General features: G+C 64.7%; 9 protein-coding genes. 3 read left to right on the top strand and 6 right to left on the bottom strand.

The features are described from left to right. Positions 1–325 (bottom strand): MGMT family protein (locus KF759_RS13955; RefSeq protein ID WP_291226455.1); only part of this gene is annotated, 325 nt, incomplete at its 3' end. A gap of 88 nt (positions 326–413) precedes the next feature. Here KF759_RS13955 and KF759_RS13950 point away from each other — a divergent pair. Next, the gene (locus KF759_RS13950; protein WP_291226454.1) at positions 414–818 is read left to right on the top strand and encodes a hypothetical protein; all 405 of its coding nucleotides are present in this window, start codon (positions 414–416) and stop codon (positions 816–818) included. 22 nt (positions 819–840) lie between these two features. Here the strand turns inward: KF759_RS13950 and KF759_RS13945 are convergent, their stop codons facing one another. Beyond that, on the bottom strand, positions 841–1,974 hold the full coding sequence (locus tag KF759_RS13945; protein ID WP_291226453.1) for an inorganic phosphate transporter: 1,134 nt from the start codon (positions 1,972–1,974) through the stop codon (positions 841–843). Between the two features lie 19 nt (positions 1,975–1,993). Then, positions 1,994–2,623, bottom strand: a complete 630-nt coding sequence (locus KF759_RS13940; RefSeq protein WP_291226452.1) for a DUF47 family protein — start codon at positions 2,621–2,623, stop codon at positions 1,994–1,996. Between the two features lie 388 nt (positions 2,624–3,011). On the opposite strand from KF759_RS13940, the gene KF759_RS13935 reads away from it, so the two are divergent. Further along, positions 3,012–4,307 (top strand): hemolysin family protein, encoded by a 1,296-nt coding sequence (locus KF759_RS13935; protein ID WP_291226451.1) that lies wholly within the window; start codon positions 3,012–3,014, stop codon positions 4,305–4,307. A gap of 27 nt (positions 4,308–4,334) precedes the next feature. Here the strand turns inward: KF759_RS13935 and KF759_RS13930 are convergent, their stop codons facing one another. Then, positions 4,335–5,108: an RNA methyltransferase gene (locus KF759_RS13930; RefSeq protein WP_291226450.1), complete on the bottom strand. Its 774-nt coding sequence runs from the start codon at positions 5,106–5,108 to the stop codon at positions 4,335–4,337. 123 nt (positions 5,109–5,231) lie between these two features. Here KF759_RS13930 and KF759_RS13925 point away from each other — a divergent pair, with 123 nt between their 5' ends. Beyond that, positions 5,232–6,032: an inositol monophosphatase family protein gene (locus KF759_RS13925; protein ID WP_291226449.1), complete on the top strand. Its 801-nt coding sequence runs from the start codon at positions 5,232–5,234 to the stop codon at positions 6,030–6,032. Positions 6,033–6,228: 196 nt separating this feature from the next. Here KF759_RS13925 and KF759_RS13920 read toward each other — a convergent pair whose 3' ends face one another. Together KF759_RS13920 and KF759_RS13915 are read right to left on the bottom strand one after the other, a co-directional pair. Continuing rightward, positions 6,229–7,416, bottom strand: coding sequence for an OmpA family protein (locus KF759_RS13920; RefSeq protein ID WP_291226448.1), 1,188 nt, complete (start codon positions 7,414–7,416; stop codon positions 6,229–6,231). A 214-nt stretch (positions 7,417–7,630) separates the two neighbouring features. Then, positions 7,631–9,079 carry a bifunctional 2-methylcitrate dehydratase/aconitate hydratase gene (locus tag KF759_RS13915; protein WP_291226447.1) on the bottom strand — a complete coding sequence of 483 codons (1,449 nt, stop codon included), beginning with the start codon at positions 9,077–9,079 and terminating at the stop codon, positions 7,631–7,633. Between the last annotated feature and the right edge of the window lie 246 nt (positions 9,080–9,325).

Raw genomic sequence — 9,325 nt, 5'->3', positions numbered from 1 at the left:
AGCGGTCGAGGTCGCGGTCCCAACCAAAGGCGGCAAAATCGACCCGTCCCTTGTCGACCAGTACACCCTCCGCGGCAAGCTGGCGGACCTGCTCACGGAACGCGCGACTGCCCGCGGGAAACGCGATGCGGCCATCGGAGCGCACTACGCGAAACCACGGCAGGCCTGCACTTGCAGGCTCACCCAGCACACGCCCGACCAGGCGTGCGCGGCCGGGCAGGCCCGCACGTCGTGCCACTTCACCGTAACTGGCCACCTGGCCCCGCGGAATCGCGCCGACCGCCGTGCGGATCGCTGCATGCGCCTGGCTGGCGGGGTCCTGCATTGCGCTCACCGGCTGCCCTGATCGGAGTGCTGAACGTGCTTTCCACACCCTGCTAGCATACGGGACCGGTGTCCAGCGGAGTCTTCGCGTGCAAAGTTTCGAGCAAATCCGATCCCATCTCGGTGCGGCGCACACGCTCAAGACCAACGATCCCTATCTCATCAGCTTCGATCTCACCCTTGGCGAGCGACGTCATCAGGGCATCTATCTGACCGAACTGGAAGCCGAAGGCGATCAGCGCGTGGTGCGGATTTCCACTCCGCTCGGGCCGCTCACCGGGATCGATGCCACACGCTGCCTGCGCTTCAACTGGGAGCAGCGTCTGGGCTATCTGGCCGTCAGCGACCTTGAAGGCTCGCCCTACCTGCATCTTTGCGAAAACCGCCCGTATGGTCAGTTCGATCGTCTCGAACTCGACCGCCTGATCGCCGAAATCGGCGTTCTTGGCGATCATCTCGAACACGCGATCTCCAACGGCGGCGACTTGTTCTGAGGCAACGCCGCGCCTTCACCCGTCACCCAGCGAGACCTAGTGCGTGCGCCGCGCGCACCAGCGACCAGGCAATCAAGGCGGTTACCGGCAAAGTCAGGATCCAGGCCCAGACCATGCGCTCGACGATGGTCCAGCGGATCGCATTGGCGCGCTTGGCTACGCCGACGCCGAGAATCGCCGAGGAAATGTTGTGGGTGGTCGATACCGGTATGCCGAAGTGCGAGCAGGCCAGGATCACCGTTGCCGAGGCACTCTCCGCGGCAAAACCATTGATCGGATGCAGCTTGACCATCTTGTGACCCAGGGTCTTGATGATGCGCCAGCCACCCGCCGCAGTGCCTGCCGCCATCACCAGTGCGCACAGGACCTTGATCCACAATGCGATCTCGAAATTGTGGGCGCTGTTTTCCTCGATGCGCAGGAAGTGCAGCCAGCCAGGCAAGCCGTCGAAGGTGCCGGCGGTGGTCGCCGCGGCCAAGGCCAGGGCGATGATGCCCATGGTCTTCTGCGCGTCATTCATGCCGTGCGAGAGCCCCATCACCGCCGCCGAGCCCAGCTGCGCCTTGCCGAATACCGCATTCACGAATGGCGTGCGACCGAGGCGATGCAGCCAGTTCTTGCGTGAGCCGAGAAATTCGATCAGCGAGAACAGCATGCCCATCAGCAGCAGCCCCAGGATGAAACCCGCGACCGGCGAGGTCACCATGGGTACCACCACCTTCGGGATCACGCCTTTCTCGCCCCACCAGTGGCTGCCGCCCTGCGCCCAGATGATCGCATCCCAGTTGTTGCTGGCTGCGGCAAAGACCGCGCCGCAAAGCCCCCCGACCAGCGCATGCGAGGAACTCGAAGGCAGGCCCCACCACCAGGTGATGAGGTTCCAGATGATCGCGCCGAGCAAGGCGCAGATCAGCACCATCGGCGTTACCGTAACCACCTGCGTATCGACCAGCCCCGCCGCGATCGTCTTCGCCACCGCGGTTCCGGCCAATGCACCGATCAGGTTGGTGGTGGCGGCAAGCAACACTGCCTGCCCCGGGCTGAGCACCTTGGTCGCCACCACCGTGGCGATCGAGTTGGCGGTGTCGTGAAAGCCGTTGATGTACTCGAACGCAAGCGCGATGAGGACGACCAGCAGGACGAGCGTCAGGGCCATGGGCGAGGCTCGCGTCGAGTCAGGAGTTCTTGAGCACGATCTGGAAGACCACGTTGCCGGCATCGCGGCAGCGGTCGATTGCCTTCTCCAGCAACTCGAACAGGTCCTTGAGCAACAGCACGCGCAACGGCTCGTGACGGCCGCCGTAGAGATCGCGGTAGAGCTCGATCATGAGCCGATCGGCTTCGTTCTCGATCGCCTGCAGGCGATCGTTGAGCAGGCGCATCGCGCTTACATTCATGCCCTTGCGCAGCTGGAACACCATGTCGCGGATGACGCCGGCAGCACTCTCGAGCAAGGCTGCGCGCGAGGCGAAATCGACATCGGCGAGACGTTCGGCGGCGAGCGAATAGCGCTCGGCGAACTTGGCGATCGACTTGGTGATCTTGTTGAGTGCCGCGGCGAGCGCCTCGATGTCCTCACGCTCGAGCGCGGTGACGAAGGTATTGACCAGCTCGCGATTGATCTCGGCAGTGAGATCCTTTTCGCGCTTGCGCGCGTGCATGAACTCTGCCAGCGTTGGCGTCTGCTGCGGTGCTTCGAACATGTGCACGAGCGCACTGGCCGAGTCGCGCGCCGCTTCAGCACTGGCTTCGAGCAGACCGTAGAACTTGTCACCCTTGCCGAAAATCGTCTGCAACGAAAACATGCATGCTCCAGTGATGGATGGTGGCGGCCCGCACAGGGCTGCAAGGCTTGGACGGGCATGGCCGGATCGGGCATGCGCCGTCCACTGCACTCGATGTGAGCCAATCTTTCCGATCGATGAGCGCGCCGGACCCGGGGTCCGCCGGCCGCGCGCATTCTAGCAGCCCACCGGCCCGCTTCCGACCACGGACGCGTGATCGCCTGCCCGCGGAATCGCCGGCATCCCGTCAAATCAACGGCCTGCGGCGGTTCTCGCGCGATCATGCCCGCCACGACCGCAGCCCCGCTGTGACGACGGCCTGTCCGCGCCCGGCTTGGGCGGCGCGCGCTTGTGCAGCGGTTACACTCAGTGGCACTGCCTCCGCAGGGTCCTGGCGCCCGCTTCGCGCATGCTCATCGAAATCCTTTGCGTCATCGTGCTGGCCCTCGCCAATGGCTTCTTCGCGCTCAGCGAAATGGCGCTGATGACTGCTCGCCAAAGCCGCCTCAAGCAACTCGCCCGCGATAGCCGGCGTGCCCAGATTGCGCTCGAGCTGACGCGCCAGCCAGAAGACTTTCTCGCCACCGTGCAGGTCTTCATCACGCTGCTGCAGATCAGCGCGGGTGCCGCATTGGGCGCCAGTCTCGGCGACCACATCGGCCGCGCGCTCGACGTGCTCGATCTGCCGGCGCTGGATCCCTACGCATTGGGCATCGGCATTGCCTTGTCGATCACCGGCATCACCTTTCTCAACATGCTGCTCGGTGAGCTGGCACCCAAGCGCATCGCCATCACCGATCCGGAACGCTTTGCGATCGGCGTGGCAATGCCCATGCGCGCGATGACCTGGCTGGCACGCCCATTCGCTTACGTGCTGATCCAAGCCACCCAATTGTTGTTGCGACTGTTGCGCATGAACGGTGTCCATCGTGCGCGCGTGAGCGAGGAGGAAATTCGCCTGCTGGTGGCGGAAAGTGCCGATCAGGGCGTCATCGACGTCGATGAGCGCAACATGGTGAATCGCGTGCTGCGCCTGGGCGATCGCAGCGTCGACAGCTTGATGACACCGCGACCACGCATTGCCTGGCTCGACGCCACCGCAACCGGCGCCGAAAACCTCGCCCTGATGCGCGAGCGCCCGTTTTCACGCTATCCGGTCTATCGCGGCGACGAACGTGAAGTGCTCGGCGTGCTCGAGCTCAAGCGCGCAATCGGGCGCTTCGCCGATGCGCAGGCCGGCGACTTGCTGAGTCCGCTGCGCGCGCCACTTTACGTGCCGGGCACGCTGCGCGCGCTCGACTTGCTCGAGGAATTCCGCGACAGCGAAACGACCTTGGCGCTGGTGGTCGACGAGTATGGCGACATCATCGGCTTGGTCACGCTCAATGACCTGCTCGGCGCGGTGGTTGGCCGCGCGGCAACTTCGACCGCGCGCCGGCTCGCGCAGCCAATCGTGCTGCGTGCCGACGGCAGTTGGCTGGTCGATGGCGGCTTGGGCGTGGATGACTTGCGCGAGCTGCTCGGACTGGCGCATCTGCCGGGTGAAGGCGACCACGACTTCAACACCACAGCCGGTCTGGTGATGGCACATTGGGGCCGGATCCCGCAGGTCGGCGAGCACTTCGATGCCGCTGGCTATCGCTTCGAGGTCGTGGATCTGGATGGCGCCCGCATCGACAAGGTGCTGATTTCGGCGCAGCCCTGAAGCCCGTTGCCGCACTCGTTCGTCGACTCAGCCGCCGCCAATGCTCTCGGACCGCGCAACAGCGAGCCGCGCCATGCGCATGGCATCGGCACAGATGCCATGCAGCACGCGCACTTCGCGCTGATCGAGATCAGCGCGCAAGAACACGCGCCGCAATCGCTGCAGGATCATCTCTGGCGAGCGCCCCTTGTGGAAATCGATCGCATCAAGCGTGCGCGCGAGATGCTCGAACAAGGCATCGAGCTGGGCGGCATCGGCCGGAGGATCCCGTGGCGGGGCCAGTGGTACATTGCCTGCCAGCCACGCTTCGCGGACTTCCCATGCCACCACCTGCACGGCCTGGGCCAGATTGAGTGAGCCATAGTCCGGATCGGTTGGTATCGTGATCGCGGCATGGCAATGCTGGATTTCCTCGTTGCTCAGGCCCGATTGCTCGTTGCCGAACAGCAGCGCCACCTGCTGGCCCGCGAGGCTCGCTGCGAGCACACGCTGCGCCGCGGCGCGCGGATCGAGTTCATCGAGTTCGACACCGCGCCGCCGAGCCGTCGCGCCAAGCACGAGATGGCAATCAGCCAACGCCGGTTCGAGGCTCGCATGGACCTGCGCGCGCTCCAGCACCTCGATCGCGCCGGCCGCGAGCGCCGTGGCCTGTTCATGCGGGAATGCATGCGGCGAAACCAGCACGAGCCGCTGCAGACCCATCGTGCGCAGCGCCCGCGCCGCCGAGCCGATATTGCCTGGATGCGAGGTGCTGGCGAGCACGCAGCGGATGCGCGCCAGGGCGTCGGCATTGAGCGTCATCGAATCTCCCGGGGTCTTTGCGGCAGGCATCGCGTTTGGTGCTGGCGGCCCGATCTGCTAGGCTCGCCCGCCTGCGCGGCCGATCCGCGCCACGTTCTTTTCCACTTCGTCCAGCCTACGACCATGCCCAGACCCGCCGTCAACGTGGCGGTGCGCGCCGCGCGCGCCGCCGGCCAGATCATCCTGCGCTACATGAATCGCCTGGACAGCCTGGAAGTGATCGAGAAGCAGCGGCACGACTATGTTTCCGAAGTCGACAAGCTCGCCGAGGCCGAAATCATACGCGAACTGCGTCGCTCCTATCCGCGCGACGCGATTCTCGGCGAGGAGTCCGGTCAGGTCGGCAATTCGCGCAATGTCTGGACCATCGACCCGCTCGACGGCACCCACAATTATCTGCGCGGCTTCCCGCACTTCTGCGTCTCGATCGCCCTGGTCGAAGCGGGCGAGCCCGTGGTCGGCGTGATCTACGATCCGCTGCGCGACGAGCTGTTCACCGCCAGCAAGGGCGATGGCGCCTTCCTCAATGACCGTCGCATGCGCGTGGGCAAGCGCGAATCGCTCGCCGGCGCCCTGCTCATCACCGGTTTTCCCTATCGCCAGCGTCGCCATCTGGATGCGCAACTGGCGATGACGCGCGTGCTGCTGGAAACAGCCGAGGACATCCGCCGCACCGGCTCGGCCGCGCTCGACCTGGCCTATGTCGCGGCCGGCCGCGCCGATGGCTACTTCGAATCCGGGCTCTATCCCTGGGACATGGCCGCCGGCTGCCTGTTGGTACGCGAAGCCGGCGGCCGCTACTGCGATTTCAGCGGGCGCGACGGCATTCCGACATCGGGCAACCTCGTGGCCGGCAATGTTGCGGTCGCCAACGCGCTGGTGAAGACGATCGCGCCGCAGCTCACGCCTGCGCTCGCACTGTGATCGCTTGCGGGAGCCGCACACCGGCCACCTGATTCCCTGAAGTCCCTGCAACCGCCCGCTCCGCGCATGGCCGCTTGCGCGGCCGCCATCACATCGGCGCCGACCAACGCAACGCTTGTCAGCAATCACCAACGCCGCAAAGAAAAAGCCCGGCTTGCGCCGGGCTTTTTCGTCTTGCTTTGCGACATGCCCGCGCTTACGGGTTCTCGACCTTGAGTTCGGTGCGGCGGTTGCGCGCACGGCCTTCCTTGGTCGAATTGGTGTCGATCGGGTTCGATTCACCGAAGCCCTTGACCGCGGTGATGCGGTCGGCGCTGACGCCATGCGCGGTCAGATAGTCGGACACGATCTGCGCACGACGCTCCGACAGGCCCTGGTTGTACTCTTCGGTACCGATCGAGTCGGTGTAACCGTCGAGTTCGACCTTGATCTGCGGGTAGCGATTGAGGGCGTCGATCGCCTGATCGAGGATCGCGATCGAGTCGGCAGTCGGCACGGCCAGCGTCGGCTCGATGTTGCTCTCACCCTTCTTCGGACGGTCGAACTTGAAGTTCACGCCGCGCAGGTCGATCACGACCTTCTGCGGGCAGCCATCCGGACCGACGATGGTGCCGGCCGGCGTATCGGCGCAGCGGTCATCGCAGTTGTTGACGCCATCATGGTCGTCATCGAGCGAGTGGCAATCGGGGGCCGGCGGCGCCACGGGGGCTTCAACCGGCGGCGGCGGTGCCGCGTGGCCGAAGCTGTAGACCAGACCGACGCTGAGGATCGCGTCGATGTAACCCTTCTTGTGGGTCGGGTGGAAAGCAACGCCGCCCGGGCCGATCGCCAAGCTGTCGGAGGTATCGCCGCGAGTGTTGTCGTCGCGATCGTAACGGGCAGCCAGTTCACCGCGCAGAGCCAGACGCTCGGACATGTTGAACTGCACGCCGCCACCGATCGTCGCCATCGGATCCCAACCGTTGGAATTCTGGGTGAGGCGGTTCGGCGGATAGGCACTGAGGCTGCCCGAATACGCCGCATGGCGCTGCGCACCGATGCCGGCCATCACGTACGGACGCCACTGGGCGCCTTCGTCACCGAAGAACCAGCGCGCGCTCGCGCCGAAGGAGACGCTTTCCCATTCCTTGCCTGGACGCCAGGAGCTGTCCTTGAAGCTGGCATTGTTGATGCCGTATTCGAAATCGACGGCAAGATGCGGATTCACCCACACGCCCGCGCCGAAGCCGGCCCACACGGACGTGTCGGTATCGCGATTGCTGTCGGGAATCGCCGCACCAATGCGCGGCGCGATGTACCAATTGCCCATGTCTTGGGCTTGGGCCACGGCACCACCGCCGAGCAGCGACAGGGCGATGAGCGCACTAAGGGCATTACGTTTCATGCTGGAGGACTCCTCTCTCGTTATTGATCCGGACGCCAGCCCCGGTCGCTGGACGCAGGTCACTCGGGTACTTGCTTGCGCAGTATACGCCACAACAACGACCAAAAAACAATCGTTTAACATTTTTCCACCCGCTCGACGCCACACATTCTAGTCCGGCCAACAGGCGCGAAGACATGGATGTGAATATCCCGTTAAGCCACGCCTCAGGCGCTCACAGTGCAAACAGGTCGAGCAAGTGGTGAACGGGCAACAGATCCAGTCGTGCGGGGTCGCGGCTGAGCTCGATGACACTGCGCGCCTGGCGCGCCGGCAGGTGCGCCTCGACCGCGGCGGCGAACTTGTCGAGCAGGACGGGAATTCCTTCGTCCCGGCGCCGGCGATGGCCGATCGGATAGTCGACCGTCACCTTCTGCGTGGCAGTGCCGTCCTTGAAGAACACCTGCACCGAATTGCCGATGTATCGCTTGTCCGGATCGAAATAGTCGCGGGTGAAGCGTGGATCCTCACGAACCGAGGTCTTCGCACGCAGTGCATCGATGCGCGGATCGGCCGCCCGCTCGTCGCTGTAATCGACCGCGGTGAGCCGGCCGAAGATCAGCGGCACCGCAACCATGTACTGGATGCAGTGGTCACGATCGGCGTAGTTGGCCAGCGGACCGGTCTTGTCGATGATGCGCGTGCCGGCTTCCTGGGTATGGATCTCGATGCGATCGATCGCATCGATGCGCCCGGCGACCTGCGCATGCAGGGCCATCGCGCATTCCACCGCGGTCTGCGCATGGAACTCGGCCGGGTAGCTGATCTTGAACAGGATGTTCTCCATCACGTAGCTGCCCAGCGGCCGCTCGAACTCGAAAGGGCGACCACCGAACGCAACGTCGTAGAAACCCCAGGTGCGCGCGCTCAGCGCCGAGGGATAGCCCACGCAGCCCTTGCGCGCATTGAGCGCATGAATCACAGCGCGCCGGCAGGCATCCCCTGCGGCCCAGCTCTTGCGTGGCCCGGTGTTGGGTGCGTGCCGATAGGCGCGCAGCACGCCGTTGTCGAGCCAGCTGTTGGAAATTGCGTTGACGATGTCGTCGACATCACCACCCAGCATGTGCGTGGCGACCGCAGTCGAAGCCAGCCGCACCAGGATCACGTGATCAAGGCCGACCCGGTTGAAACTGTTGCGCAATGCATAGCAGCCCTGGATTTCGTGTGCCTTGATCGCGCATCCGAGTACCTCGCGCACGCGCAGCGGCGTGCCGCCCTCGCGTACCGCCTTGCGCGACAGATAGTCGGCCACGGCGAGAACCGCGCCGAGGTTGTCGGACGGATGGCCCCATTCCGCTGCCAGCCAGGTGTCGTTGAAATCGAGCCAACGGATCTGCACGCCGATGTTGTAGGCCGCCTGCGCCGGATCAAGTTGCCAACTCGTGCCCGGCACGCGCGCGCCGTCGGGCAACACCGCCCCGGGAACCAGTGGCCCGAGATGCTTCACGCACTCGGGAAACTTCATCGCCAGCATCGCGCAGGCAAGCGAATCGAGCAGCATGTAACGCGCGGTGTCCCAGGCTTCGATCGAATCGATGCTGTACTCGGCGACATAGCGAGCCAATTCGACCATCGCCGCATCGGGATGCGGTCGCGCCGCCGAACGAATATCCGGATGCGTCATGGCTCCTCCGCTTCGAGCACAGGAAAGCGATGCTGCGCAAGCCTACAACTTCATTGCGCGGGTCGCTTGGGTTTCTACGTTGTCGTACTCGCATCCGCGAAAACCGGCTGGCGTCCGTGCGTGCTCGTCCCCGCATCCGCGCGCTCGGGCGTTTCGGCTCGCGCCGAAAGATTGCGCTGTCCTGGTCGTGTTCGCATTCGCGAAAGCCGACTCACGTGCGTATGAGTTCGGCGCGCGTCCCTGAGG

Source organism: Dokdonella sp., assembly GCF_019634815.1.
In the GTDB taxonomy this organism is placed as follows: Bacteria; Pseudomonadota; Gammaproteobacteria; order Xanthomonadales; family Rhodanobacteraceae; genus Dokdonella_A.
Note: the sequence above shows the minus strand (reverse complement) of the source record. Positions and strands in the feature narration are given on the sequence as shown.